Annotated in this window: 22 protein-coding genes; 13 read left to right on the top strand and 9 right to left on the bottom strand. The window is 51.1% G+C overall.

Going from position 1 to position 24,858, the window contains the following annotated elements; translation table 11 throughout:
• Window positions 1–59: 59 nt before the first annotated feature.
• Together DYU11_RS21360 and DYU11_RS21355 are read right to left on the bottom strand one after the other, a co-directional pair.
• Window positions 60–407, bottom strand: coding sequence for a hypothetical protein (locus DYU11_RS21360; RefSeq protein WP_119669758.1), 348 nt, complete (start codon window positions 405–407; stop codon window positions 60–62).
• A 94-nt stretch (window positions 408–501) separates the two neighbouring features.
• Window positions 502–1,452 (bottom strand): polysaccharide deacetylase family protein, encoded by a 951-nt coding sequence (locus DYU11_RS21355; protein WP_119669757.1) that lies wholly within the window; start codon window positions 1,450–1,452, stop codon window positions 502–504.
• A 156-nt stretch (window positions 1,453–1,608) separates the two neighbouring features.
• Here DYU11_RS21355 and DYU11_RS21350 point away from each other — a divergent pair, with 156 nt between their 5' ends.
• Window positions 1,609–4,026 (top strand): endonuclease MutS2, encoded by a 2,418-nt coding sequence (locus DYU11_RS21350; RefSeq protein WP_119669756.1) that lies wholly within the window; start codon window positions 1,609–1,611, stop codon window positions 4,024–4,026.
• Between the two features lie 68 nt (window positions 4,027–4,094).
• On the opposite strand, the gene DYU11_RS21345 is transcribed toward DYU11_RS21350, so the two are convergent.
• On the bottom strand, window positions 4,095–4,667 hold the full coding sequence (locus tag DYU11_RS21345; protein ID WP_119669755.1) for a Uma2 family endonuclease: 573 nt from the start codon (window positions 4,665–4,667) through the stop codon (window positions 4,095–4,097).
• A 95-nt stretch (window positions 4,668–4,762) separates the two neighbouring features.
• Here DYU11_RS21345 and DYU11_RS21340 point away from each other — a divergent pair, with 95 nt between their 5' ends.
• The 5 genes from DYU11_RS21340 to DYU11_RS21320 all read left to right on the top strand — a co-directional run bounded on the left by DYU11_RS21340 (window position 4,763) and on the right by DYU11_RS21320 (window position 10,673).
• On the top strand, window positions 4,763–5,671 hold the full coding sequence (locus DYU11_RS21340; protein WP_119669754.1) for an LEA/WHy family protein: 909 nt from the start codon (window positions 4,763–4,765) through the stop codon (window positions 5,669–5,671).
• 25 nt (window positions 5,672–5,696) lie between these two features.
• Window positions 5,697–7,154, top strand: coding sequence for a dihydrolipoyl dehydrogenase family protein (locus DYU11_RS21335; protein WP_119669753.1), 1,458 nt, complete (start codon window positions 5,697–5,699; stop codon window positions 7,152–7,154).
• A gap of 108 nt (window positions 7,155–7,262) precedes the next feature.
• A complete protein-coding gene (locus DYU11_RS21330; RefSeq protein WP_119669752.1) occupies window positions 7,263–8,309 on the top strand; it encodes a sensor histidine kinase in 1,047 nt (348 codons plus the stop codon).
• Entirely contained in the window at window positions 8,290–9,120 is an 831-nt protein-coding gene (locus DYU11_RS21325) for a LytR/AlgR family response regulator transcription factor (protein ID WP_119669751.1), read from the top strand. The genes DYU11_RS21330 and DYU11_RS21325 overlap by 20 nt, the downstream gene beginning before the upstream one ends.
• Before the next feature lie 101 nt (window positions 9,121–9,221).
• A complete protein-coding gene (locus DYU11_RS21320) occupies window positions 9,222–10,673 on the top strand; it encodes a S41 family peptidase (protein ID WP_119669750.1) in 1,452 nt (483 codons plus the stop codon).
• A gap of 304 nt (window positions 10,674–10,977) precedes the next feature.
• Here DYU11_RS21320 and DYU11_RS21315 read toward each other — a convergent pair whose 3' ends face one another.
• A complete protein-coding gene (locus DYU11_RS21315; protein WP_119669966.1) occupies window positions 10,978–11,853 on the bottom strand; it encodes a 3-keto-disaccharide hydrolase in 876 nt (291 codons plus the stop codon).
• A gap of 113 nt (window positions 11,854–11,966) precedes the next feature.
• Here DYU11_RS21315 and DYU11_RS21310 point away from each other — a divergent pair, with 113 nt between their 5' ends.
• Both DYU11_RS21310 and DYU11_RS33035 read left to right on the top strand, forming a co-directional pair.
• Complete coding sequence (locus DYU11_RS21310; RefSeq protein WP_119669749.1) at window positions 11,967–12,821, top strand: AraC family transcriptional regulator; 855 nt, start codon at window positions 11,967–11,969, stop codon at window positions 12,819–12,821.
• Between the two features lie 412 nt (window positions 12,822–13,233).
• Window positions 13,234–13,524: a hypothetical protein gene (locus tag DYU11_RS33035; RefSeq protein ID WP_147368002.1), complete on the top strand. Its 291-nt coding sequence runs from the start codon at window positions 13,234–13,236 to the stop codon at window positions 13,522–13,524.
• Between the two features lie 702 nt (window positions 13,525–14,226).
• Here DYU11_RS33035 and DYU11_RS21305 read toward each other — a convergent pair.
• From DYU11_RS21305 to DYU11_RS21290, 5 genes are all read right to left on the bottom strand, one after another.
• On the bottom strand, window positions 14,227–14,940 hold the full coding sequence (locus DYU11_RS21305; protein ID WP_119669748.1) for a hypothetical protein: 714 nt from the start codon (window positions 14,938–14,940) through the stop codon (window positions 14,227–14,229).
• Between the two features lie 780 nt (window positions 14,941–15,720).
• The gene (locus DYU11_RS21300) at window positions 15,721–16,059 is read right to left on the bottom strand and encodes a hypothetical protein (protein WP_119669747.1); all 339 of its coding nucleotides are present in this window, start codon (window positions 16,057–16,059) and stop codon (window positions 15,721–15,723) included.
• A gap of 837 nt (window positions 16,060–16,896) precedes the next feature.
• The gene (locus DYU11_RS33495) at window positions 16,897–17,043 is read right to left on the bottom strand and encodes a hypothetical protein (protein WP_199736754.1); all 147 of its coding nucleotides are present in this window, start codon (window positions 17,041–17,043) and stop codon (window positions 16,897–16,899) included.
• Between the two features lie 202 nt (window positions 17,044–17,245).
• Window positions 17,246–18,778 carry a serine hydrolase gene (locus DYU11_RS21295; RefSeq protein ID WP_119669746.1) on the bottom strand — a complete coding sequence of 511 codons (1,533 nt, stop codon included), beginning with the start codon at window positions 18,776–18,778 and terminating at the stop codon, window positions 17,246–17,248.
• An 89-nt stretch (window positions 18,779–18,867) separates the two neighbouring features.
• Window positions 18,868–20,124 carry an MFS transporter gene (locus tag DYU11_RS21290; RefSeq protein WP_119669745.1) on the bottom strand — a complete coding sequence of 419 codons (1,257 nt, stop codon included), beginning with the start codon at window positions 20,122–20,124 and terminating at the stop codon, window positions 18,868–18,870.
• Window positions 20,125–20,368: 244 nt separating this feature from the next.
• Here DYU11_RS21290 and DYU11_RS21285 point away from each other — a divergent pair, with 244 nt between their 5' ends.
• The 5 genes from DYU11_RS21285 to DYU11_RS21265 all read left to right on the top strand — a co-directional run bounded on the left by DYU11_RS21285 (window position 20,369) and on the right by DYU11_RS21265 (window position 24,788).
• The gene (locus DYU11_RS21285; protein WP_119669744.1) at window positions 20,369–21,502 is read left to right on the top strand and encodes a Gfo/Idh/MocA family protein; all 1,134 of its coding nucleotides are present in this window, start codon (window positions 20,369–20,371) and stop codon (window positions 21,500–21,502) included.
• 115 nt (window positions 21,503–21,617) lie between these two features.
• A complete protein-coding gene (locus DYU11_RS21280) occupies window positions 21,618–21,995 on the top strand; it encodes a four helix bundle protein (RefSeq protein ID WP_119669743.1) in 378 nt (125 codons plus the stop codon).
• A gap of 41 nt (window positions 21,996–22,036) precedes the next feature.
• A complete protein-coding gene (locus tag DYU11_RS21275; protein WP_119669742.1) occupies window positions 22,037–23,182 on the top strand; it encodes a Gfo/Idh/MocA family protein in 1,146 nt (381 codons plus the stop codon).
• 34 nt (window positions 23,183–23,216) lie between these two features.
• Window positions 23,217–23,642 carry a four helix bundle protein gene (locus DYU11_RS21270; protein ID WP_119669741.1) on the top strand — a complete coding sequence of 142 codons (426 nt, stop codon included), beginning with the start codon at window positions 23,217–23,219 and terminating at the stop codon, window positions 23,640–23,642.
• Window positions 23,643–23,735: 93 nt separating this feature from the next.
• Window positions 23,736–24,788: a sugar phosphate isomerase/epimerase family protein gene (locus DYU11_RS21265; RefSeq protein ID WP_119669740.1), complete on the top strand. Its 1,053-nt coding sequence runs from the start codon at window positions 23,736–23,738 to the stop codon at window positions 24,786–24,788.
• Window positions 24,789–24,858: the final 70 nt, after the last annotated feature.

Here is a 24,858-nt window from a genome sequence, read left to right as displayed (position 1 = left end):
AAATGCCACCGCTGTTTCGAGCGGTGGCATCCTGAATAGCAGTCAGATCGTTGGCTGACTTATTTTGAATTGTCGAGTTTCCGTTCCGCTTTTTTCAGCTTGCGGTCGGTTTTGTCGAGGGCTTTGTTTGTGCCGTCTTTTACGTCTTCTTTCGTATTTTCAGCGGCCCGGTCGATTTTCCGACCTGCTTTTTTGGCACCCCGCTTTACGTCCTGGCTGGTTTCCTGAGCCGCGTCCGAGATCTTGTCACCGGCTTCGTCCGCTTCGCGTTCAACTTTGTTGCCGGCGGCTTTTGCCGTACGTTTTGCCTGGCGGCCAGTTTCTTTGGCGTTATCTTTAACGTCCTGAGCCGTAGCGACTGCTACCGAGAAAACCAGCGCAGCGGCCAGCATCATGAGCTTTTTCATAATCGTTGTAATAATAGGTAGTTGATCAAGATGATATCAACTCTGTAACGATTACTGACTGAGAATGTTTAGCGGAGTTAGCGCAGGACGTACCTTACCGGAAACTACCTACCATGTTTCGATGGAGGGTTTTAGCACTCCAGGGGCCACCGGCAATGATTCGTCGGGTGGTCAGCAGCGGTAGCTGCGGGTCGCGTTTTTTTTCGGCCAGCGTAAACGCCATCAGATACCCCCGTTTTTTGAGCTCCGGCAGGGCGGCCTCGTTCCATAAGCCAAAGGGATACGCAAAATAGCGTACGGGTTTGCCCGTGATTGACTCTAGCTTCTGGTTCGGTTCTTCAATCTGGGTTTTCCAGTCGTCGCCCTGGTATTTCTTTACATTGTGATGGTCCCAGGTGTGGGCACCGATGGTATGGCCGCGGTCAGACAGGTCCTTGATCTGCTGCTTGTCCATGTACGGCTGATAGCCCCTGCGACCAATGGCTACGGTCATGATGAAGAACGAGGCTTTAAAACCGTGCTTTTCCAGAATCGGGGCAGCTACGGTATACTGGTCGAGGTCGCCGTCGTCGAAGGTGATCATGACGGGCTTTGATGGCAGCGGGGCACCGGTGGTCAGGTACGCGTAATACTGATCGGGCAGGATGGTGTGATAACCGCTGTCGGCCAGCATCTGCATCTGTTCCTTGAACAGCGCCGGCGGCATGATGTAATCCTTGGCACTTTTCGAGTCACGGGGCCGCCAGTCGCGGATCTGGTGGTAACAAAGCACAGGCACCTGCTGACGGCCCAGAATGGTAGCCGGGTCGGCAATCTTTTCGGCCGGGATCGTTGTCGGGTCGGTTACCGGGGTGGCCGCAGGTTCAGTAGTGTTGGCGGCCGTAATGACCGATGCGGAGCCTTCGGCGGTGGCCACCGCGCCGGCGCTGGTGTTTGCCGAAGTCGTATCGGCTGACTGACCCTGCTTGCAGCTGGTTAAGCTGCTGACACTCAAAACAAATAGCCCAAGGGCTGTTACAAAAGGTAAAAATGGACGAGTTACCATAGCGATTTAGTATGCCCAAACATACTGAAAAACTATAATGTCCTGTCTGGTATCTTCTTTTCTAAAGGCTTTTTAATGCTGACGAACCAGTGATTTGCCGAAAACGTTATTTATTACGTGGGCTATTCTGGCCCCGCTACGCCATACTTTTGTTAGATGCTTTACCCTGATAAATTAGAAAGTAAGTTAGGTTTCGATGCCATTCGCGAACGCTTGAAAGAGGCCTGTGTCAGCCCGCTGGGACAGGACTACGTCGACAAGATTCGCTTTACCGATAATTTTCAACTGATCGATAAGCTGCTTCGCCAGACGGCCGAGTTCAAGCAGATTGTTCAGTACGAGCCTGATTTTCCGCAATCGAATTACATCGACGTTCGGTCGCAGCTCAGCCGGGCTCGTATCGAAGGCCTGGCCCTGACCGAAGCCGAATTTTTTGACCTCAAGCTGGCCCTGCGTACCATCCAGGATTGCCTGCGCTTTCTCGAAAAGCGGGACGAGGAGGGGGCGTTTCCGTTCCTGAAAGAACTGGCCGGGCCGGTTGCCGTTGACCGGAAGCTGACCGATGCCCTGGAGCGCGTGATTGATGACCGCGGCAATGTCCGCGATTCAGCCTCCCCTGAGCTGGCCCGCATCCGGCGGCAGATCATTGCCGAGCAGAACAACCTGCGCAAACGCCTGGATAGTATTTTGAAGCAGGCCCGGCAAAACGGCTGGATTCCTGACGACCTGAGCCTGACGGTACGGGGCGGTCGACTGGTGATTCCGATTGCGGCTGAGCACAAGCGCAAGATCAAGGGTTTTGTGCACGACGAGTCGCAGACGGGGCAGACCGTGTTTCTGGAACCGGCCGAAGTGTTCGATGCCAACAACGAAATCCGCGAGCTGGAGTATGAAGAACGGCGCGAGATTTTCCGCATCCTGCTGGCCCTGACGGATCAGGTTCGTCCGCACCTGCCCGAGTTGCAGAAAGCCGTTAATTTTCTGGCGCAGATTGACTTTATCCGCGCTAAGGCAAAGCTGGCGGTGCAGTTGAACGCTACCTTACCAAAACTGCAAAACAGGCCCCTGGTGAGTTGGGTCGATGCCTGCCATCCGCTGCTGTACCTTTCCTTTCAGAAGCAAGGCAAGAGCGTAGTACCGCTCGGCGTCCGGCTGGACGAGAAGCAGCGCATTCTGATCATTTCCGGTCCGAACGCCGGTGGTAAGTCGGTAGCGCTGAAGACCATTGGGCTGGTGCAGTACATGCTGCAATGCGGCATGCTGGTGCCTGTGATGGAGCATTCGGAAATGGGCGTGTTTCAGAACCTGTTCATCGACATTGGTGACGAGCAATCGCTGGAGAATGACCTCAGTACGTACAGCTCGCACCTGACGGCCATGAAGCAGTTTCTGGTGGGGGCCAACAAGCGGACCCTGTTTCTGATCGACGAGTTTGGTACGGGTACGGAGCCGGGGCTGGGCGGGGCCATTGCCGAAGCGATTCTCGAAGACCTGAACAAGTCCGGAGCCTATGGCGTGATCAACACCCACTACACCAACCTGAAGCTGTTCGCGGACAAAACGCCGGGGCTGGTCAACGGAGCGATGCGCTTCGACGGTGAGCATCTGGAACCCCTGTACGCCCTCGAAATTGGCCGGCCGGGTAGCTCGTTTGCCTTTGAGATTGCCTCCAAGATTGGTTTGCCCAAAACGGTGGTTGACCGGGCGAAGGAGAAGCTGGGCACGCAGCAGGTTAATTTTGAAAAGCTGCTCAAGGAACTGGACATCGAAAAGCGCGTTTTTGCGGAGAAGAACCTGGAAGTCAGCATCAACCAGCGCAAACTGGCCCAGCAGCTGGCCGAGTACAATGCGCTGAAAACTAAGCTTGACAACGAGCAGAAGCAACTGCTGAACGACGCCAAGCAGAAGGCCAAAGCACTGGTTCAGGAAGCAAATCAGCGGATCGAGAATACCATCCGGGAGATTAAGGAAAACAAAGCCGAACGCGACGCAACCCGGCAGGTCCGGCAGCAACTGGAGCAGTTCGAGCAGAAAGAACTGAAGCCCGAAACGCTGGTGGTTGACAAGCCGCAGCAGCAGGAAGAATTCGAAACGGCGGGCGGTGAGATCACCGTCGGCAGCTACGTCCGGATCAACGGTCAGAATGCCATCGGCGAGGTGCTGGCGTTGCGGGGCAAAGATGCCGAAATCCGCATCGGCGATCTGAAATCGAACATAAAGCTGAACCGCCTGGAAAAAGTAAGCCGTAAGGTGTTCAAAGAAGCGACTGCCAGCGACGAAAAACCACGTGGCGTGGGCGGTAACCTCGACCTGAACGAGAAGATGATGAACTTCAGCTTCAACCTCGACATCCGGGGGAAGCGGGGCGAAGAAGCCCTCGGCGAAGTAGACCGGTTTATGGACAACGCCCTGATGCTGGGTTACCCCGAACTGCGGGTCGTACACGGCAAAGGTGACGGCATACTGCGGAACCTCGTGCGAAATCACCTGCGGACGTACAAACAGGTTGCCCGCATGGAAGATGAACACGCCGACCGAGGTGGTGCCGGGGTAACGATCGTGAAGATGAAATAAGTTGGCTGGTTAGCTAAAACAAGGTGGGGTCAGGTTTGAGAACCTGACCCCACCTTGTTTTAGCTGGCTTACTCCTGGTAGATGCCTTCGTAAATCTCGCGAAGAGTGAGCGTAATTTCCAGTAGTTCAAGCTGAAACTGAGCGTCAGGGCCTTCGAACACGCGGTATTTCCAGAAGTCTACTGCTCGTTCATATACCTCCACCAGTGGACTACGCTGCGAGATAATGATGTAATATTGGAGCGACGGAATCTTGAAATACTCCAGCCGTTTATCGTGGGCGTCCTTGGTTTCTGTTGAGTCAGATAAGACTTCGATTAGTAAACTGGGCGATTTAACAATGGTATCCGTATCATTGGCCAGGTCGGTTGGATCGCAGGTGTAAATCACGTCCGGGTAAACGTACCGCTCGCCCGTGCGGAGCTGCTGCCTGACATTTTCTGTGTACACCTGACATCCTTTTTGTCGGGCAAAAGAATATAAAAGCCTTGACAGTGCGTTAACGATCAGATTATGCCGCTTGGTGGTACCGGCCATTGCGACAACCTCGCCGTCATAGAATTCATATCGCACGCCTTCGGCTCGTTCGAGCGCTTCGTACTCATCAAACGTATAGGTCTTTTTAACTGATTCGGCAAGCATGAGCAACGTATTGGGTGATTGGAGACAGCAATATAAAAAATATAACCCTTCATCGTTGCTGTCAGTTTAGCGATAGACACATTTGCGACAGCGATATGAAAAAAGGATGGTTAATAGCACTTGGATTGCTGCTTTTAGGTTGCATTGGCGCGTATATTTGGTATAACCGTCTGAAGAACAACGCTGAAGCTGAAGGAGGGGCCTATGACGACACCCTGAAACCCCGGCTGGAGGTAAGCACCCTGGAAATCACCAACATCGATGACGACGTCATCAGCATGAACGTGAAGATGCTCATCGACAACCCGTTGCCGGTTGGTTTTAAAGCGAACAACCTCAAGTACACCGTGTACATGGCCAAAACGCCCATTATTGAGGAAACGTACGGCAAACCCATCGAAGTTGAATCAGGCGACAGCACGCTCATTACTTTGCCGATGAAGCTGCTCAGCAAAAAGCTGACGACGGTACTGAAAACACTGGAAGAAAAAGGTATCGACAGCACGACCTACGGCGTTCGGGCCGCGTTTGATCTGGATGTACCGATTCTGGGCGAGCGAACGTTTACGCAAACCATCGAAAAACGGCTGCCTACATATTACATCCCCGAAATCAAAGTAGAAGATATCGACTTTGGTAAACTGGGGTTGAAGCAGACCGATGTAGCGGCTAAGGTGAACGTGGTGAACAAAAACAAGTTTCCCTACAACATCACCGATACGCATTACACCGTTTCGATTGACGGCAAAGAAATAGCCGAAGGTAGTCAGCCGGAGCCAATCCTGATTAAGGAACAGGCCACCACGCCCGTTGTCTTTCCCGTTACGGTGAAACCGGGTCAGTCGCTGAGTCTGCTGCCTAAAATGCTGTTTGACAAGAAAAACACACCGTTTCTGGTGACGTTCCGCTGCAAAATCATCGACAAGGACGGTAACGCAGCCTTTGATAACAGCAAACTGAACACCACCATACGCGGCACGCTGGCGGACTTTAAGAAGGATTAAACGACCCACCAGCGACCTGACCACCATGAAACAACACTATGACCTGATTGTAATCGGGGCGGGTTCGGCTGGCCTGAGCGTCGCGATTGGCATGAAACGGCTGGGCTTCGACGTCCTGCTGATTGAACGGAACGACCACCGCGTCGGGGGCGATTGCCTCAACGACGGCTGCGTACCCAGCAAAGCCCTGATTCACGTCAGCCGGATGGTGCACCAGGCCCGGCAGTCGACCCGTTTCGGCATGAAGGTCGACGGCGATATTGACCTTGCTACGGTCATGCAGTACGTCCGCGAGCGGCAGGACATTATTCGGGCGCACGAGAACGCAGCTTACTTCCGCAAGGCCGAAGGGCTGGACGTTGAGCTAGGCACGGCCCGGTTCGTTGGCTCGCAGGAGATTGAGGTGAACGGTGAGCGAACGTCCGCAAAAAATATTGTGCTCTGTACAGGTTCGTTACCGCAAACACTCAATGTGCCTGGGGTTGAGCAGGTAACCGTGTACACGCACCAGAACCTGTTCGAACTGGACCAACTGCCCAAACGCCTGCTCGTGGTGGGGGCGGGGCCGATCGGTATGGAAATGAGCCAGGCGTTTCGGCGGCTGGGCAGCAACGTAACGGTGGTTGGCTCCGACGACCGGATTCTGAGTAAAGAGTTGCCCGACGCATCAGCCATTCTGCAAAACCGGCTGGAGGAAGAAGGCATTACGTTCCGGCTAGGCGCTAAAGTAACGGCGTTTACGGATGCGCATACAGCCGAAGTGACCCTTGCCGATGGCGAAACCGAGCAGGTGCCGTTCGATGTGGTGCTGGTAGCCATTGGCCGGACGTTCCGCTTCGACGACCTGAACTTGCCCGCGGCCGGCATTGACCTCGACGACAAAGGGCGGCTGAAGCTGAACGATTACCTGCAAACGACCAACCCGCACGTGTTTGCCGCCGGTGATGCAGCCGCGGGCGCTCCGGCTGGGGCACGATACTTCTCCCACGCGGCCGAACTCCACGCATCGACGCTGATTACGAACCTGATTAGTCCGGGCGGCAAACCGTTCGACAAGAAACTCAGCTATGATAACTTCTCGTGGGTGACCTTCACAGACCCCGAAATTGCTACGTTCGGCTTACTGGAAGAGGACCTTAAAAAACGCGACATCGCGTTCGAACGCATCGTCTACGAGTTCGCTCAGGACGACCGGGCTGTTGTTGAAGACTACGAGTACGCCAGAATGATTCTGTTCGTGGAGCCCCAGTCGATTAATCCGTTCAGCACCAAAATCTTCGGCGGAACGGTCATTGCACCCAACGCCGGTGAACTGGCCCAGGAACTGATTCTGGCGGTTCAGCACAAACTGACCGCGGGCGACTTCTTCAACAAGATATACCCGTACCCAACGGCCAGTCGCGTCAACAAGAACGTGTGGGTCGACCGGATTCTGGAGGGCGTACCGGGCGTGTTGAAGAAAGCGGTGAAGTGGCTGTACTAGCCTCCCGCAGAGACCATTTTTAGCCTGTTGAGTCAGCCTTTCCGACACTTCGGTAACCGCTGCCTTTCGCTTCAGTGAGATTTATGGCATCTTGGCATCTTTAACGCCATGGAAAAACTGAACGACCGGTGGATGCGGTTAGTGGGCGTACCGCTCATTTCCATCGTTTCCAATTTTATATTCTTCCAGCCCGCCAACGATGCCAACCACATCAGCCGCTGGATGGCGCTGGGCGTCAGCCTCATTGAGTGCATACTGCTTTGGGAAACCGTACGGTTGGGTATTGTGTGGGCGCGCCAGCGGTACCCACGCCTGAACCAGACAAGACCACGGATACTGACGCAGGTGGCCTGGTTTATTGTCGCGACGGTTGTGCAGCGCGTACTCATCATGTACGTCTACGATGTGACGCAGTTCTGGGGCTACCCAATGTCCGAACGGGCGTACTGGATCAATACGTTGGTTCCGTTTCTGTTCACCGTACCCATGGCGGCTATTTACGAAGGCCGTTACCTTTACCGCCAATGGTGGGTCACCTACTACGAAGCCGAGCAGTTGAAGAAACAGGCTCTGCAAAGTCAGCTCGACTCGCTGAAAGCCCAGATTAACCCGCACTTTCTGTTCAATAGTCTAAGTACCTTGTCGTCGCTGGTAGGGGAGAACCCGAAACAGGCCGAGCGATTCATTGAGGAACTGGCGTCGGTGTACCGCTACGTGCTGCAAACCAACGAGCAACTGCTCACCAGTCTGACCAACGAACTGGATTTTATTCGGGCCTATTTTCACCTGCTGCAAATGCGGTTCGGACGCAGTGTGGAGCTGGATGTGGCCGTTGATGAACGCTATAACACCTTTCTGATTCCGCCCCTGACACTGCAACTGCTGGTCGAAAACGCCGTGAAGCACAACGCGGCCCTGCCCAGTAAGCCCTTGCTGATTCGGATTTATACCGACGAAGCCAGCAACCTGTTTGTTATCAATTCGGTACGTCGGAAACAGAAGGTAGTGCCCTCAAACCAGACCGGTCTGGCCAATATTACGGCCAAATATCGGCTGCTGGGTCAACCAGATGTGGTTGTAAGGCAGACGGAAGATTGCTTTCAGGTGATGGTGCCGCTTATTCCCGAAACCCGCTATGACTATTCTCATCATTGAAGACGAAGAACTGACCGCGCGTAAACTCCAGCGCTTGTTGACTGACGTAGCCCCTGCGGCACGTGTCGTCGGCATGACGGTCAGCGTGGAGGAGTCGGTGGAGTGGCTACGAACCCACCCGCGACCGGACCTGATTTTTATGGATATTGAACTGGCTGATGGTCAGAGCTTCGATATTTTCAACCAGATAGCCGTAAAAAGCCCCGTTATATTCACGACAGCGTACGACGAGTACGCCATTAAAGCGTTCAGGGTTAACAGTATCGACTATTTGCTGAAGCCCGTCAAGGAAGACGATTTGCGTCAGGCCCTCGCCAAATTGCAGGCCCTCCGGCAGGTGCTGGTCGGGCATACGGGCGAAACCGGTACCGGTGGCCTGGATGATTCGCTGGCTAATCTGCTCGATTACCTACGGAGTGCTACACCGACGCCGGTTCCACCGCTGACCAGTACGACCCAGCCGCCCGCTACGTTCCGGGACCGGTTCATGATTAAACAGGGTCAGCGGTTGTTTTCGGTCGGCATAGAGGAGGTCGCGTATTTCTTCACCCGAAACAAAATGTCGTTTCTGAAGACGCGCGATAACCACGAGTGGTTGCTCGACTACACCATCGACGAACTGAGCCACATGCTTGACCCCCGGCGGTTTTTCCGGCTGAACCGTCAGGTGATTACCGAACTCCGGGCCGTCGACAAGGTACACCTGTATTTCAATGGCAAGCTGAAGATTAACCTACAGCCGGTCTTCGATGAGGAAGTGATTGTGAGCCGCGAAAAGGCGGGCGATTTCAAGCTTTGGTTGGGCGAATGAAACCGACACTCCGGTCGCTAATCCCGTCTTTTCGGTAGCTGCTTCGTTTCGGGCGCGGATTTTTCCGACCAGCTTTACGTCGTCAATCACGAACGATAGTCATGAAAACTCCCTTCCTCACAATCTGTTTTAGTATGCTGTTATGTCTGTCGCTGCGGGGGCAGACCTTAACGCCCGAGCAACTCCAGGCCGATTTTACCCGCTTCCGGACGGCCCTGAACGAAGCCCATCCGGAAATGTACCGCTACACGCCGAAGCCCACATTTGACTCCCTCTTTGCGGCAACGTCGGCCGAACTCAACCGCCCGATGACGCAGCACGAGTTTTACATAACGATGCTGCCGCTGCTGGTCGCCCTGCGCGACGGACACATCAAATGGATTGTGTCGGGGCGGGATGAGCATTACCCGTTCTTCACCGATAAGCTGTTTCCGCTGAAGCTCTATTTTCAGGGCGAAAAGGTGTGGGTCGTTGGTAACTACGGCAACGCCAGTGTACCGAACGGCGCGGAGCTTACGTCGATTAACGGGCAGCGCACATTGATGATTGTCCAGAAGTTATTGTCTAACATGACCTTCGCGGACGGTAACCGGGTTGGTGGCAAGTACGAAGACCTGAATCAGTTCTTTTCGGGCTATTACGCTACGCACTTCGGAGGCCCCGACGCTTTCACAGTCACGTACCGGACTGGCAGTGATGAGAAGACAGCGACGCTATCACCGGTGGATGAGAAAACCATCAAAGCCTACGCCGAAACCCATAAACCGGCGGGTCAAAAGCCATTTCGGATTACATTTCTGGAAAACGGCGGTTCCTCACCACAAACCGCTGTCGTGACCATCGAGCGGTTTTACACCAACAAGGGCGAGCAGGACTATTCAGCGTTCCTGAAAGAAGCGTTTGGTCAGATTAAGCAGTGGCAGATAAAAAATGTAGTGCTCGACCTGCGGAACAACGAAGGTGGGGAAGAGTCGTACGGCGTTCAGCTTTACGCGTACCTGGCCGCAAAACCGTTTCGCTATTACGACCACATCAGCGTTCGGCAGAAGCAAAAGTTCTCGTTTCCCGTCTGGACATCGAAGCTGTACCTGAAAATGCGGTGGCTGGTGGTAAAGAAGCGGGGCGATGGCTATGTATTTACCCACCAGCGGGGCCTGAAAACCGTGAAACCGGAGCGCGATGCCTTCCATGGTAATTTGTACGTACTCGTCAACGGCAACAGCTTTTCTGTAACCACTGAGTTTGCGGCCCGCACTCACGCCGATAATCGGGCTACCTTCATCGGGCAGGAAACGGGTGGCGGCTACGGCCTGAACAGCAGCGGAATCTTTGCCATTACCCAACTCCCTAACTCAAAAATTGACCTCGGCATCGGTATGTTTGGCTTCCACATGGCTAACCTCCCGAACGACCTGAAGCCGGGACAGGGCATCGTTCCCGACCACCTCGTTGCACCGACCGTCGAGGACGTATTGACTGGCCACGACCGGGCAATGGCGTATACGCGTAGCCTGATTCAGGGTCAAAAAGCTGCCCTGACCAAGTCAGAGTAGATTCTATTACCACCAGGCCCGGCCAGAGCTATCGACTTTGGCAGGGCTTTGTGCTTTAGCTACTTCATCGAGCCTTCGGGTAGTTTTAGAACCCACCCAAAACAGAATTAAACTAACGTGCATTACGGATAAGCATTTGATCCATGTAAGCCGGTTGTTGTCATCCCGACGAAAGGAGGGATCTTCGGTAAATGGAATGAATTCTTAGCCTCACCCAAAGATCCCTCCTTTCGTCGGGATGACAAAATGCCCCAGTTTACTATCTGTCTTAGTGGCTTAGGCGAGTACGCATCCATAATTCATGTTAAAATAGCGCTGCATAGGCTTTGGGCATAGCTGTCAGGGGCTTGATACGAATGTCCCGGTAGAAAACTTCGGCGGCTTCGCTCTGTAGTTGAATCTTGCCCTTTCTCATGGGTACGTCCTGCCCGTCGGGGTTTGTATAGCGGGAGTCTTTCAACACCATCACCACATGGCCGTTGACTATATGAAGGCTTTTCCCCTCGAAGCAAATCAGCTCCAGGGTTGTCCACTCCCCGGCGGGACTTTCGTAGTTTGCTGACCGTAGGCAAAACGAATCACCACCTTTCCTGAAAATGCCGAAGGGTTGTTTTTCGTCGGCCACCCGGTTCATGGCGCCCTCAGATTGGAAAGAACGAATATCAATAGCCGAGTTGGCCTGACACCAGAAGTCACCCATGTGCCCTTCCATGATTTGAAACTCCTGCGAGAGCATCCAAGAACGCCAGTATTCAGCACCCGCTTCGCCAATGGAATGATAGAGTATGCCCGAATCGCGCAATTTGGTTTTGCGGGGTTCGTATTTCTGGGTGCCCCATTTGACCTGCAACGTCAGGTGATAGTTTTGGTACGACTGGCGGGTGAACAGGCAACCGTACTTCTCTCCGCTTATCCGTAAGACAGGACCACCGGGCTCCGTCAGCACCGAAAATACGTGGGTATCATCTTTGTTGTACCCAATCGGTTGAATAGGAGCGCCCGAGGCATCTTTCGGTACAGTTCCATTATAGCCGGACTGATGGGCGTAGCTGAGGTAGTTTTCCCATTGGGTCAGGTCTTTGTCCAGCAGGGAGACCCATTCGTTGGGTTCGGGCCTGGGAGAGTGAAAGCTTGTTGCTAATACGCTGATAATTAGCAAGGCCAGTTGTTTCGTTCGCATATTGTCCTGGAAGAATAACGGATCGTACTGCGGCAAAGCTACGAGAGGCTGCTTGCTGATAAATTGTAAAAATCCATTCTTTACTGGTAGATTTATTGCTCACGGAAAAGCCTATGAAACGCTACATTTTACATGCTCCCTTTAACATCTACCACTTTGAAGCGACAGCCTGGACGCACGCGGTTCATAAGCATACCTACTTCGAGATTATCTTCATACTAAAGGGCCACGGCATCCATAACATCAACGGCAATACGTTCGGCTATAACGAGGGGGATGTGTTTCTGCTGGGGCCTGAAGATTACCATCATTTTTCCATTCAGGCGTTAACCGAGTTCTGCTTTATTCGCTTCAACGAATCGATTCATAAAGACCCCGCAGGGGAAAAAGAGAGTCCCTGGCAGCCGATCATAACCACCTTGCTGACGACATCTTCCCAAAGTCGTGGCACCATAGTGGAGGATAAACAGGAGAAGCAGAAACTACACCATCTGCTGACGGTGCTGGAAGAAGAATACAGACGGGAGCAGTCGCCCTATTTTGCCCTCATTCGGGACAGCTTACTACGAAGTATGCTAATCATTCTGGCCCGCAATCTGTTTGGCCACCACCCGATGGCCAGTGCTCAGACAAACGACTCTGTGGAAGCAATCCTGATGTACATTCGGCAGCACATCTATCAGCCTCAAAAGCTCACCATCGACCACCTGGCCGACGTATTTCATTACGCCCCCGCGTACATAAGCCTGTTTTTCAAGAAGCAGACGGGCGAATCGCTGAAGCACTATATTGTCAAGTATAAAATCAGACTCATTGAAGCCCGCTTGCTGTATAGTTCCCTGAACCTGGCCCAGATTGCGGATGAATTTGGCTATACCGACGAAAGCCACCTGTGTAAACAGTTCAGGAAGTATACGGGAAGTACCCCAAGTGCCTTCCGCAGACAGGCTCATCTATTGAGTAGTTGATGGTAGTTCACCTTCTGTAGAAACCGAAGAACGTTACTACTGCCCCTGCGTTACCTTCGTAAATTGATACAGATCTCAGGCAAGGTATCATCCCTTCGCCTTGTGGAACCAACCGTCGAGGACGTATCAACTGGCCACGACCGGGCGATGGCGTATACACTTAACTTGATTCAGAGCCGGAAAGCCACCCTGATCAAGTCAGAGTAGATTCTATTACCACCAGGCCCGGCCAGAGTCTGTCGACATTGGTCGGGCTTGTACTGTTCAAAGTCCTTTTTTCGCACTGCCGGGAGTGCATTGATACGGCTGTGTTGTGATCGTAAATAAGGTCGCGAGGGATTGTATGATAGTGCTCACTTTGTCATATATTAGCCATTGGTTAATATATAAGATATTATAAATCAGACAACGTATGGAAAAACAAAATGAAATGATTGATAACCTCAAAGTTTGGTTCCAACTCTATACTGAGGGAGCATTAACTCAACACCAGCCTAAATTTTGGGTAATATTCTGGATAACAGTAGTGCTTAGCGCAATCCTGTACTATTTCACCTTTGATCCTATAGCTTCTCATTTAGGTAAAGATGGTCGGCTACTACTATTAGTAAGTTATTTAAGTTTGCCCTTATTAGTATTACGTAATCTTCATCTACAAGCCTTTATTCTACTAGGTGGAAGTATTCTAACTGTGCTATCGTAGTGCTACCTAACATAATGCCACTTATACAACAGTTGTGAAACGCAGACAAATTCTTTTGACTAAGACTAAACCACAATGGGGAATCTATCTCACTCTAATAACAGTGATATTTTTATCCATTATCCTGTTTAATTGGAACAGACGTAATACCATCGATCAGTGTCCTAGATATACTATTGCCTATAGTACCATAGTCTTAAACAAAAAGGTTAATTATCGCTATTCTTTTAGAGGGAAAGAATTTACAGGGACTTGGTGGATTAATCCTCGAAACTTGAACGAGATGGTTAATTCAAACCTAGATCCCAAAACCTTCATTGGTAAGCGGTTTCTAGTGCGAGTAAACTGTAAAGCACCGGAGCTTAACGAAGTCGATTGGACTCATTCGATTCCTACTTGGGTGGAAAGTGCTCCCGAGGAGGGATGGGAGAGATTGCCAGCTGATTTTCCTAAAACAACATTCGCAGAATAACTGAAGAAATAACATTAATCTCAGATGAGCCTAACCGTAAAAGTTTTGTCATCTATGATTAAAACCACATAACATAACATTTGTGGCTGTTGCAAAAGTCTGGAATAGCCAGTAATGGCTCGATCCGCCCGCCAATTTCTGGTAACTGACCACCTGAAAATGGCTGGTTTACCGAGCCGCCGTAAGCGCGTATCGAATTTTGCAACAGCCACTAACTTTATGTAAAGAGATTATTCAAAGAATAAGTCGTCTTTCAGCTCATCTGACTTGTATCCCGTGATCTTGGTAGATTTAAATTCTGTTAATAACTCCTCAGATATATAATTGCTTAATGTTAAGAAGCGAGTTCCCCATAAGTCTTGACTACGATCAAAACTCGATTTCAACACTAGCTTTAAAGCCCGCATGGCTGGAGGGTACTGATTAAAGATTTGCTGATAAGTAGTAAATGTGTTGGGGAAGAGTAGTTGACCTGGATAACGTTCATCATGTACGTTGTGATCGAACACGGAGGCTTCAAAATTGACGTTCTGCTCGCCAGTCTCCATTTGAAAATAAAGCCACCAGTAGCCACCAACTTGTTTGATGATCTCTTTATTTCGATTAAACTGATGAAAAGTGACTTCGTAGAATTTGTGATTAGGCAGACGAGCTTGTTGTAGAAGGTTCTTTAAGCGGTCACTGACAACATAACCTCGTAAGAGTGCACCAACACTTACAAAGTCAGTAAGCTTTGCCCCATAGTTTAGAGTTATTCCTTCCATTTTCACAGGGAAGTTTGGCTGTAAACCAGCCATGTAGTCTGAATTGTCATCCCCAAACATAAATTGATCCAGTTCGGGGTGTTCTTGCCAAAACGCATCAGAGAAGTACGCTTGATCGGTTCCTCCTCGAATGCCAGAAACTTTGGGATCTCTGTTTAGACTTATTTGTTTATAACCCATAATGAACCGATTGAATACTGTTGTACAAGTGCCGTGGCTGTTACAAAAGTCTGGAATAGCCAGCAATGGCTCGATCCGCCCGCCAATTTCTGGTAACTGACCACCTGAAAATGGCCGGTGCTCCGAGCTACCGTAAGCGCGTATCGACTTTTACAACAGCCATAATAGTTATACAACTGTTATATGAATAATTTAATAACTGTACGGGATATAAATTTAATACTTTTCTTAGAATAATGACAAAAGGTCAGAAGATCAACGCGCTGATATATACTATAATAGTCGGCGGAGCATTGATTGCTCTATTCTTGCAGAATACCAACCGAGATCGTATGCTGTCTAAGTGCTCTGTTTACACTGTGGCTACTATAGTGAGAGTATATACATTAAGAGGGATGCCACATGCTGAATATCGATACAAAATTGAGTCTCAACTTGTAAAAGCAAATCAAAGCGTCAATAATTACGATACGATCGAAGCGTGGATAGTTGACTTAGATAAATTACGAAAAAGACGTTTATTGGTACAAGTGTATTGTAGGGATAAAACGGTACATCGTATCAAATGGGGTGTTCACGTACCTGATACATTACGTTACATCCCTAACCAAGGTTGGAATGAATTACCATTCGTTGTGCCTAAATAAAGTATAAAAATACTTCAAACACTTATAGGCTCACAGCTATAACTTTTAGTAGTTAAGTCGTTTATGTTAGTGAAATAAATGTAGAATCAACGAGTGTACCCTAAATCGAACACGCTTAGAAAAGTATAAAATACTACTTCCGATTGTGAAAGTATTCCCAAGCGTATCCCTCTATTTCTCCTCTTTTAGTGAGTTCATTACCAGCTTCATCGAATAGTTTATACATCTGCTGGTTATTATTACCAATTGATGCTTCGCCATCTAAGCCTAGCAAAACTGTATACAAAGCATCTGTTAAGGCACCATCAAGAATTTGATAGAGAGTACTCGTTTCGCTACTATCTACACCTAGTGAATCAACCATTTTGGCTATATGGGATTCACCAAATCCATCTTGAGAGGGATTGAAATAGCTTTTAAGCAAGTTAGTTTTTAGTTCATGAAAACCTTTTACGAAGTCTTCTTCTGGCATGGTTGGTTGTTATATAAGTGGCGTGGCTGTTGTAAAAGTCGATACGCGCTTACGGTAGCTCGGAGAACCGGCCATTTTCAGGTGGTCAGTTACCAGAAGTTGGCGGGCGGATCGAGCCATTGCTGGCCATTCCAGACTTTGCAACAGCCACGACATTTATACAACAGCTATTCTTTGAATAATTGCTTACTATTTTCAAAGTTCTCAATGAAAATCAGAAAGAACGCTTGGGTACTTTACCTAATAATAGGTGTATCAATCTATGCTATTTTCAGACCAGCTTTCACAAGAATAATGTTATCAAGGTGCAGCCGGGTTACTGTCGCCGTTCCTTATGGAACTTCAGGATCACCTAAAACAGGGGTTTCGTTGAATTTACATTACGAAGTAAATGGACAGAGATACAAAACGAGTTATCATCTGGGTAATTATGGAATAACTGGTCAAAGGGAGCAAAGCGCTTTAGCTAAGAGGTATTACGTTCGCTTCTCTTGTAGCCAACCGAGCCTATCAAAAGTTGAGATCGATAAGGAAGTATCAGCTGCTGTTATTAAAATTCCGCCCGAGGGATGGGATAAGATTCCCGAAGCAAGCTATTGATAATACCATCAATACACCCACTTCTTTATAAAAGATCTTTAAGGATAATACGACCTCATTTGTATCTATCTTAGATTAGCGTCATAACAGTTCATCCATATGTCTCTCAATATATAAAATAAATTTTATAATGTAAGTGTATTTATAAAGCGGCTCTTCAGAAAGTATAAAGCTCAAATCTCTTTATATGAATCTGGTCTTTGTACTTTCTGAAGAAAGAAGGCTTCAGGTAGGATGCTAATATTTCTTCACAAAAATAGAAAGCGGCCAAAAAGCGGTGGCTGCAAGAGCCTTGCCCCAATCTGGTTTTTTAGGATTCGCTTTAACAGCCTTATAGCCATACCATACCGACAACGCACCAACTAAAAGCCATATCTCTACCATCTGATTTAGGGTTTAAAGTATTCTAACGTTAGATTAACAAAGTACAAAAATTCAGAATTGTTTCGTTTGCACTTCTCCCAGAACCGTACTGTAACTAGGATTACGTTATTCGACTACAGCAATAAAAGTTCTGATGTCAGCCTTGTTGTGAACTTGCATTGCTCTGATATCGGCAACTTCTGTTGCCTGCACGGGTTAGTAACTATTGGCCCCGCGTTACCTTCGTAAACGGATACGGATCGTACTCAACGAAATCACTGGCCTTTATCTCAACGCCCTGCACGGTGTTGCCATTGACCGTAAACCTGGTTGGAAATACGCCAAACGCCTGATTGGAGTACGTCATCCTGAACTCGTTGCCGTCCATGTAGTCGAGTCGGGCGGTCAGGTTGGGGTGATGTTCGAACGCAATGCTCAGGCCATCGCCATCGGGCCGGATCGTGATGGTGCCGTACAGCTCGTTCTGATACGTACCGGCATAGTTTGCCAGCGGCAGAGCCGGTTTGTTCTTCTTCGCTACCCGGTCGGCCAATGCCTTCAGTTCCTGCACCTGCTTCTCGGTTTCGGGTCTGGTCAGATTGAGGAAGAACCGGCTGCGGTCGGTGTACGGCACGCCCAGGTACGCATCCAGAATCATGTAGCGCAGCAGTTCGAAGAAGTTTTGGTTATCCTGATTGGTCAGAATGGTGATGCCCAGTTTCGCTTCGGGTACGAAACAGGTGTTGGTCACAAAACCGAACGCACCACCCGTGTGCGCGTACACCTGTCGGCCGTTGTGGTCGGACATGATGGTGCCGAGCCCATACGCCTGAAAATGCCGCGGATACACCGCTGATTTACGGCTGCCCAGGATGGTGTTGGCATCGCGGGTCCGTTGCAGAACCCGCCACGGCAGCATCTGGTTGCCGGCAAAACGCCCGCTGTCGAGCTGCATCATCAGCCACTTGCTGAGGTCTTTCACGCACGATACCATGCTGCCGGCCGGGGCCAGGTTGTCAACGTTGTCGTAGGGCAGACGTACCGGTTTGCCATCCAGTGTAAAGCTGGTTGTGTAGGGGCGGGCCATGTTTGGTCGTCCTTCGGCACCAGCCGTCAGCATGTACGTATTGGTCATGCCCAGCGGCTGAACGATGGTACTCTCGACGTACTGCTCCCACGATTGCCCCGTTACTTTCGGAATGATTTCACCCGCCGTTACAAAGCCCGAGTTGCAGTAGCCGTAATCCTGCCGAAACTGCCCCGGTGGTTTCAGCAGCCGCATCCGCCGGATGACCTCGGCGCGGGGCAGGTTAGTGTCCCAGAACGTAAAATCGCCCTGGAAAGTCTTGGTGCCGAGCCGGTGGCAAAGCAGGTCACGGACGGTGACGAGCTGCGTAGCGGCTGGGTCGTAGAGTTTATAGTCGGGGAAGTATTTGGTGACCTTGTCGTTGAGCGACAGTTTTTTGTCGTCTTCCAGTTTGGCTAGGGCCGTACCCGTAAACAGCTTGGTGTTCGACGCAATCAGGAACAGCGTGTTATCGTCAACCGGCTCAGTGCGACCGATTTCCCGAGTGCCGTAGCCTTTGGAAACTACAACCTTCCCGTCTTTCACGATGGCGATGGCCAGGCCGGGAATCTGCCAGTCGGCCATGCCGCGCCTGATGTACGCGTCGAGGCTGTCGGTGATGAACGCAGGCGATTGCGCCCGACCGGCAAGTGAAGAGATGAACAGGCAGGCGAACAGGAAACGTTTCATAGTGGATCGGGTTTGCGTACGGCAAGTAAATCAAAAAGCCCCGAAACATACTTGCTCCGGGGCTTTTTATCAGACTATCACATAGCTGATTACAACTGCGGCTGCTGCGCTACCTTGCTTTCATCGACATATACCGGCCGACGATTGCGCATGAAGATATACAGACCGATAAAGGCAACAATCAGGATGCCGGGGAAGGTGACCATCTTGGCCAGCGTAGCCTGACCAGCCGCCAGTTCCAGCGCGTCGCCTGTCAGACCCGCTGCCTGTTTTTCGACCCGCTCAGCATCAATCCAGCCGCCGATGATGGGCTGAAAGATGGAGGTCGAGAACATACCTACACCGCCCATAACCGACATGCCAAGGGCACCCGAAGCCGGAATCCGTTCGGCCACAAAACCAATCATTGTCGGCCAGAAGTAACATACGCCAATGGCGAAGAAAACAGCCGCTACGTAGGCCATTGGGCCCGTAACGCTGCTGAAGAGGTAGATACCAATGGCTGCAAAAACCGCTCCACCGAGCAATACGCCCGTCTGGTCGAACCGGTGAATGATGGGACCACCAAAGTAGCGGCCAACGGCCATCAGTCCCGTTACCAGGGCCAGAATCAGCAGCGGGCTGGCTCCCGACTTACTCATAATCAAACCCACCCACTGTTGCGGACCAAACTCGCTGATAGCGGTGAGGGCCATGCAGCAGAACATGAAGAAGTAGAGCGGAGTCAGCATCGCCTGGAAGTTACTGGTCAGCGAAGTCGAGTCAGCCATTTTCGCGGTTGGGAACGTCTGCCCGAAGAACAGGAACGCGTACAACAGCGTCGGAACCAGAATCACCCAGATCTGTGCCTGCCAGGGAAGGTTCAGGTTCTCAGGCCCCATGAACAGCGAGATCAGACTACCCACCACGATGCCGCCGGGGAACCACATGTGGAACCGGTTGAGCATCTTGTTCATGGTGATGCCTGAGTACATGTCGGCAATCATGGGGTTACAGGCCGCTTCGGTGCAGCCGTTGCCGATCCCGATCAGGAACGTAGAAATCAGCAAGGTTGTGTACCCACCAGCGTAGATTGTCAGTAGAATGCCCAGCAGGTGACACACAAACGCAATCTGCATGATTGTTTTAGGGCCAACAGTATAATACACCAACCCACCAAGAATCATGGAAATGGGAAAGCCCAAAAACCACATGGAGTTGATGAAGCCCAGTTGTTCGGCAGACAGGTTCAGTTCAGACCCTAACTGGGCCAGAATACCGGCCCGGATACTAAACGAAAAGGCCGTGGTGATCAGAGCGAAACAGCTTGCGTAGAAAAGCCGCGTTTGATTGACGGTTAGGTTCATTGTATGCAGAAGAGGGGTTTGGATGAAAACTAGTTTCAACAGTAAAGCGCCAATCGTTGCAGTTTTACCAACAGAAAGCCGCTCTCTGTGCAAAATTTCCGAAAAAAAAGTAAAACCGCTAATTTCCCGCCACAAAAAATGGCTAAATCGGGCCGGAATCTACAGTATATTTTTCTGTCTTTCATCCTATCATTTCTTAAACCGCTCATAATCAACAACACAACCTATGCATAGGAAATTAAGAATGGGCATGGTCGGGGGGGGCCTCGACGCGTTTATCGGGGCCGTTCACCGGCGCGCTGCCGTTTTTGATCACGAAATTGAACTGGTCTGTGGTTCATTTAGTGCATCGCCCGAAAAATCGAGACGTACCGGTCAATCACTTTACCTGCCCGACGACCGCATCTATGATTCGTTTGAGGAAATGATTCAGCGCGAAAAGGAGCTGCCGGAAGGGGAACGGATGGATTTTGTTTCCATCGTCACACCCAACCACCTGCACTTTCCACCGGCGAAAATGGCGCTCGAAAACGGTTTCCACGTCATCTGCGACAAGCCCATGACGCTAAACCTCCAGGAGGCTAAAGAACTGGCTCAGATTGTTGAAAAGTCGGGACTGGTGTTTGCCTTGACCCACAACTACACGGGCTACCCAATGGTGAAAGAAGCCCGCGAGATCGTTCGAAGCGGTAAGCTGGGTACGATCCGTAAGGTGGTTGTCGAATACCCGCAGGGCTGGCTGTCGAAGTACGAGGAAGGCAACGACTACAAGCAGGCCATCTGGCGAACGGACCCGGCCCGCTCGGGCGCTGCGGGCTGTATGGGCGACATTGGCACCCACGCCGAAAACCTGGCGGAGTATATCACCGGCCTGAAAATCGATGAACTGTGCGCCGACCTGACCACCTTCGTTCCGGGTCGCCTGCTCGACGACGATGGGAATGTGCTGCTCCGGTTCGACAGCGGTGCCAAAGGGGTGCTGCACGCCAGCCAGATCAGCAATGGCGAAGAAAACTCGCTTAAAATCTTCGTCTACGGCGAACTGGGCGGTCTGGAGTGGCACCAGATGGAACCCAACACGCTGCATTACAAATCGCAGGAAGGCCACCGGCTGCTTCGCCCGAACGTAGGGGAGATGTCGCCCGCGGCTAAAGCGCACATCCGGTTGCCGGCCGGTCATCCCGAAGGGTTCTTTGAAGCTTTCGCCAACATCTACCGCAACTTCGCCTATGCCGTGAAAGCGCACATGAACGGCGAGCAACTCGACCCCGTCTACGACTTCCCAAGTGCTCAGGACGGTGTTCGTGGTCTGGCGTTCATCGAGACCGTACTGGCGTCCAACAAATCGGCCGAGAAGTGGACGAAGTTTATTCAATGATTGAGTGGTTGAATGATTGAATTGTTGAATTGATTTACATGCTCCAATTCAACAATTCAATCATTCAACCACTCAATTATGTTGTAACCAATCATCAAACCCTCCGTAACTATATATGAATGACAAGATCGACTTTGTACAGCAACTGCAGCAGCGTACCAAACAGTTTGCTATTCGAAGTATTCGGCTGTATCGGGCCTTGCCCAAAACAGGAGAGGCCCGCGTAGTTGGTAAACAGTATTTGCGCTCGGCAACTTCAATGGCAGCAAATTATCGGGCTGTATGTCGCGCTCGTAGCCAAGCTGAATACTTCGCCAAATTGAGCATTGTTGTTGAAGAAGCCGATGAATCGTTATTCTGGCTGGAGTTGATGGTTGAAGCTGATATCATGCCTGAAGCTAAGTTAGCAAGCCTGATGCAGGAAGCTACTGAACTACTCTCTATTTTTGCCACGTCCCGAAAAAACTCACGGTTTGTACAACGCAAACCGTAATTCAATCATTCAACAATTCATTCACCCAATCACTCCCCTCAATGCAAAAAATCAAAGTTGGTGTTGTTGGCACCGGATTCATTGGTCCCGCCCATATCGAAGCCCTCCGTCGCTTGCCCAATGTTGACGTTGCCGCCCTCTGCGAAGTAAACCTGGAACTGGCTCAGCAAAAAGCCAATCAGCTCGGTATCGAACGTGCCTATACGTTTGACGACCTGCTCAAACAGGACGACATCCAGTCGATCCACATCTGTACGCCTAACTTCCTGCACTACCAGCAGTCGAAGGCCGCGCTGCTGGCCGGTAAGCACGTCATCTGTGAGAAGCCACTGGCTAAAGACCTGCACGAAGCCGAGGAGCTGGTGCAGCTGGCCAAAGAAACGGGCCTCGTCAACGCCGTACACTTCAACCTGCGCTACTACCCGCTGGCGCGGCAGATGAAGGCGATGCGCGAGCAGGGCGAACTCGGCGATGTATACAGCATCATCGGTTCGTATCTGCAAGACTGGCTGTTCTACGAGACCGACTATAACTGGCGTCTGGAGCCGGACAAATCGGGCGACTCGCGGGCCATTGCCGACATTGGTTCGCACCTGATGGACATCATCGAGTACATCACGGGCCTGAAGACGACGGCGGTACTGGCCGACTTCAACACCATTCACAAAACCCGCAAGAAGCCGCTGAAGCCGGTCGAAACGTATTCGGGCAAGATGCTCCAACCCGAAGATTACGCCGACGTAGCGATCAACACCGAAGACCACGCCAACGTACTGCTGCGTTTCGACAATGGCAATCGCGGTGTCATCACCGTGTCGCAGGTGTCGGCAGGCCGCAAGAACCAGCTGAAGCTCGAAATCGCCGGATCGAAAAAGACGTTTGCCTGGAATTCGGAAGCGCCGAACGAAATGTGGATCGGTAACCGCGACGGTTACAACGAGATGCTGATGCGTGACCCGGCGCTGGTGCATCCGGATGTTCGGTCGGTGATCAGCTTCCCCGGTGGCCACAACGAAGGCTTCCCGGATACGTCGAAGCAGATGTTCAAGGAGGTGTACGCGGCTATTGAGGCCGGTAAACAACCCGAGAACCCGACTTTCCCGACCTTTGCTGACGGTTACCGCGAACTGCTCATCTGCGAGCGAATTCTGGAAAGCAACCGCAAGCAGGCCTGGGTGGAGGTGTAAGAAAGAGCGAAAGAGTGAATGAGCGAATGATCCAATGGAAAATTGGGAAGCTGGTTGGGACGATGGAGAGGTTGGCGAATCATCTTTTGACTACTCAAATCACACGAAGAGTCAGTTTCTGGACGATGTCGAACGACGGCTAAAACTGTTCATGGTCCGATGTGTGAAAGTTTGTCGCACGCTGCCCGGCTCTTATGATGGCCAACATTTCGGTCAGCAGCTCATTCGCTCATCTTCTTCAGCTGCTGCCAATTTTCGGGCCGTTCGCCGGGGGAGAAGCCAGAAAGAATATTTTGCTAAGCTAAGCGTAACGATTGAGGAGCTAGATGAGTCGTTGTTTTGGCTCGAAACGCTTGTTTCTACTGATCTTATGCCTGAGCATCGCTTGGCAGATTTAATTGATGAAGGATATCAGTTACTGAAAATTCTATCAAAATCACGCAAAACAGCGAGCGACTGAAATATAGAGTGACTGAAAGAAAGAGTGAACGAGCGAAAAAATCGAGTCCGCTGATCACTCATTCACTCATTCACTCTTTCGCTCTTTAAGCACATGAAAACAATGAAAGGCCCCGGCATTTTTCTCGCTCAGTTTATGGGCGATGCTGAACCCTTTAACTCCCTCGACTCCATTGCCCGCTATATGGCCGGGCTAGGCTACAAAGGGATCCAGCTTCCAACCTGGGACCCGCGGGTGATTGATCTCAAACAGGCTGCCGACAGCCAGACGTACTGCGATGAGCTGAAGGGTAAACTGGCCGATGTAGGTCTCGAAATCACGGAACTGGCCACGCACCTGCAAGGACAACTGGTAGCCATTCATCCCGCGTACGGTGCCATGTTCGACGGGTTTGGTCCGGCCGAACTGGCTGGCAAGCCGAAAGAACAGCAGGCCTGGGCAACCGATCAGTTGATCATGACGGCTAAAGCCAGTAAAAACCTTGGTTTGAAGGCCAGCCCTACGTTCTCAGGCGCGTTGCTGTGGCCGTTTATTTATCCCTGGCCACAACGTCCGGCTGGTCTGGTTGAAACCGGCTTCAAGGAGCTGGCCGACCGCTGGTTGCCGATTCTGAATGCCTACGAAGAAGCTGGGGTGGATGTTGCCTATGAACTGCATCCCGGCGAAGACCTGCACGACGGCGTTACGTTCGAGATGTTCCTGGAGCATACCAACAACCACCCACGGGCCGGTATAAACTACGACCCAAGCCACTTCGTGCTGCAGCAGCTCGACTACCTGCAGTTCATCGATTTCTACCACGAGCGGATTTTTGCCTATCACGTTAAAGACGCCGAGTTCAACCCAACGGGTAAGCAGGGCGTATATGGTGGTTATCAGGGATGGGTTGAGCGGGCCGGCCGCTTCCGTTCACTCGGCGATGGGCAGGTCGACTTTTCGGGGATCTTCTCAAAACTGGCACAGTACGACTACGACCGGTGGGCCGTACTGGAGTGGGAGTGTGCTCTGAAACACCCCGAGCAGGGAGCCGCCGAAGGAGCGCCGTTCATTGCCGATCACATCATCCGTGTGACTGAGCGGGCGTTCGACGATTTCGCCGGTACGGGCGCCGACGAAGCCTTTAACAAGCGGGTGCTGGGTTTATAAATTAGCAATAAGTTGTAGTGTGCGTGGTGTCGGGTTCATAAACCCGACACTTTTTGTTTGTTCATCAACG

Source organism: Fibrisoma montanum, assembly GCF_003583365.1.
In the GTDB taxonomy this organism is placed as follows: domain Bacteria; phylum Bacteroidota; class Bacteroidia; order Cytophagales; family Spirosomataceae; genus Fibrisoma; species Fibrisoma montanum.
Note: the sequence above shows the minus strand (reverse complement) of the source record. Positions and strands in the feature narration are given on the sequence as shown.

What these genes read in the sequence shown, in the direction of transcription:
- DYU11_RS21360 (WP_119669758.1), bottom strand. Translation starts at nt 407, where the DNA reads ATGAAAAAGCTCATGATGCTGGCCGCTGCGCTGGTTTTCTCGGTAGCA.
- DYU11_RS21355 (WP_119669757.1), bottom strand. Translation starts at nt 1,452, where the DNA reads ATGGTAACTCGTCCATTTTTACCTTTTGTAACAGCCCTTGGGCTATTT.
- DYU11_RS21350 (WP_119669756.1), top strand. Translation starts at nt 1,609, where the DNA reads ATGCTTTACCCTGATAAATTAGAAAGTAAGTTAGGTTTCGATGCCATT.
- DYU11_RS21345 (WP_119669755.1), bottom strand. Translation starts at nt 4,667, where the DNA reads ATGCTTGCCGAATCAGTTAAAAAGACCTATACGTTTGATGAGTACGAA.
- DYU11_RS21340 (WP_119669754.1), top strand. Translation starts at nt 4,763, where the DNA reads ATGAAAAAAGGATGGTTAATAGCACTTGGATTGCTGCTTTTAGGTTGC.
- DYU11_RS21335 (WP_119669753.1), top strand. Translation starts at nt 5,697, where the DNA reads ATGAAACAACACTATGACCTGATTGTAATCGGGGCGGGTTCGGCTGGC.
- DYU11_RS21330 (WP_119669752.1), top strand. Translation starts at nt 7,263, where the DNA reads ATGGAAAAACTGAACGACCGGTGGATGCGGTTAGTGGGCGTACCGCTC.
- DYU11_RS21325 (WP_119669751.1), top strand. Translation starts at nt 8,290, where the DNA reads ATGACTATTCTCATCATTGAAGACGAAGAACTGACCGCGCGTAAACTC.
- DYU11_RS21320 (WP_119669750.1), top strand. Translation starts at nt 9,222, where the DNA reads ATGAAAACTCCCTTCCTCACAATCTGTTTTAGTATGCTGTTATGTCTG.
- DYU11_RS21315 (WP_119669966.1), bottom strand. Translation starts at nt 11,853, where the DNA reads ATGCGAACGAAACAACTGGCCTTGCTAATTATCAGCGTATTAGCAACA.
- DYU11_RS21310 (WP_119669749.1), top strand. Translation starts at nt 11,967, where the DNA reads ATGAAACGCTACATTTTACATGCTCCCTTTAACATCTACCACTTTGAA.
- DYU11_RS33035 (WP_147368002.1), top strand. Translation starts at nt 13,234, where the DNA reads ATGGAAAAACAAAATGAAATGATTGATAACCTCAAAGTTTGGTTCCAA.
- DYU11_RS21305 (WP_119669748.1), bottom strand. Translation starts at nt 14,940, where the DNA reads ATGGGTTATAAACAAATAAGTCTAAACAGAGATCCCAAAGTTTCTGGC.
- DYU11_RS21300 (WP_119669747.1), bottom strand. Translation starts at nt 16,059, where the DNA reads ATGCCAGAAGAAGACTTCGTAAAAGGTTTTCATGAACTAAAAACTAAC.
- DYU11_RS33495 (WP_199736754.1), bottom strand. Translation starts at nt 17,043, where the DNA reads ATGGTAGAGATATGGCTTTTAGTTGGTGCGTTGTCGGTATGGTATGGC.
- DYU11_RS21295 (WP_119669746.1), bottom strand. Translation starts at nt 18,778, where the DNA reads ATGAAACGTTTCCTGTTCGCCTGCCTGTTCATCTCTTCACTTGCCGGT.
- DYU11_RS21290 (WP_119669745.1), bottom strand. Translation starts at nt 20,124, where the DNA reads ATGAACCTAACCGTCAATCAAACGCGGCTTTTCTACGCAAGCTGTTTC.
- DYU11_RS21285 (WP_119669744.1), top strand. Translation starts at nt 20,369, where the DNA reads ATGGGCATGGTCGGGGGGGGCCTCGACGCGTTTATCGGGGCCGTTCAC.
- DYU11_RS21280 (WP_119669743.1), top strand. Translation starts at nt 21,618, where the DNA reads ATGAATGACAAGATCGACTTTGTACAGCAACTGCAGCAGCGTACCAAA.
- DYU11_RS21275 (WP_119669742.1), top strand. Translation starts at nt 22,037, where the DNA reads ATGCAAAAAATCAAAGTTGGTGTTGTTGGCACCGGATTCATTGGTCCC.
- DYU11_RS21270 (WP_119669741.1), top strand. Translation starts at nt 23,217, where the DNA reads ATGGAAAATTGGGAAGCTGGTTGGGACGATGGAGAGGTTGGCGAATCA.
- DYU11_RS21265 (WP_119669740.1), top strand. Translation starts at nt 23,736, where the DNA reads ATGAAAACAATGAAAGGCCCCGGCATTTTTCTCGCTCAGTTTATGGGC.